The organism is Streptomyces sp. NPDC006235, from assembly GCF_040613735.1.
In the GTDB taxonomy this organism is placed as follows: Bacteria; Actinomycetota; Actinomycetes; order Streptomycetales; family Streptomycetaceae; genus Streptomyces.
Window position 1 is genome coordinate 272,137 of sequence record NZ_JBEXSR010000007.1, and the last position, 580, is coordinate 272,716.

1 protein-coding gene is annotated in these 580 nt (G+C 70.0%); it reads right to left on the reverse strand.

The window, feature by feature from the left end; genetic code table 11:
* A partial coding sequence (locus ABZ192_RS12220) for a tetratricopeptide repeat protein (RefSeq protein ID WP_356924414.1) occupies positions 1-580 on the reverse strand: 580 nt, incomplete at both ends.

Genomic DNA, 580 nt, shown 5'->3' on the forward strand with positions numbered 1-580 from the left:
ACGGCGGGTTCGAGGGCGCCTTGGTGGTCTCCGGTCTCGGCAAGGCGGGCGGCGAGGTTGTTGAGCGCCATGGCGAGGTCGGGGAGGTAGGCAGCGGGGTTGGCGTCGGCGAGTTGGGTGTAGTGGCGTACGGCTTGGTGGGCGGGGTCGAGGGCGCCTTGGCGGTCTCCGGTCTCGGCCAGGTGGTTGGCGAGGTTGTTGAGTGAGGTAGCGAGGTGGGGGAGGTAGGCAGCGGGGTTGGCGTCGGCGAGTTGGGTGTAGTGGCGTACGGCTTGGTGGGCGGGTTCGAGGGCGCCTTGGCGGTCTCCGGTCTCGGCCAGGTGGGCGGCGAGGTTGTTGAGTGATCCGGCGAGGTGGGGGAGGTAGGCGGCGGGGTTGGTGTGGGCGAGTTGGGTGTAGTGGCGTACGGCTTGGTGGGCGGGTTCGAGGGCGCCTTGGCGGTCTCCGGTCTCGGCCAGGTGGGCGGCGAGGTTGTTGAGTGATCCGGCGAGGTGGGGGAGGTAGACGGCGGGGTTGGTGTGGGCGAGTTGGGTGTAGTGGCGTACGGCTTGGTGGGCGGGTTCGAGGGCGCCTTGGCGGT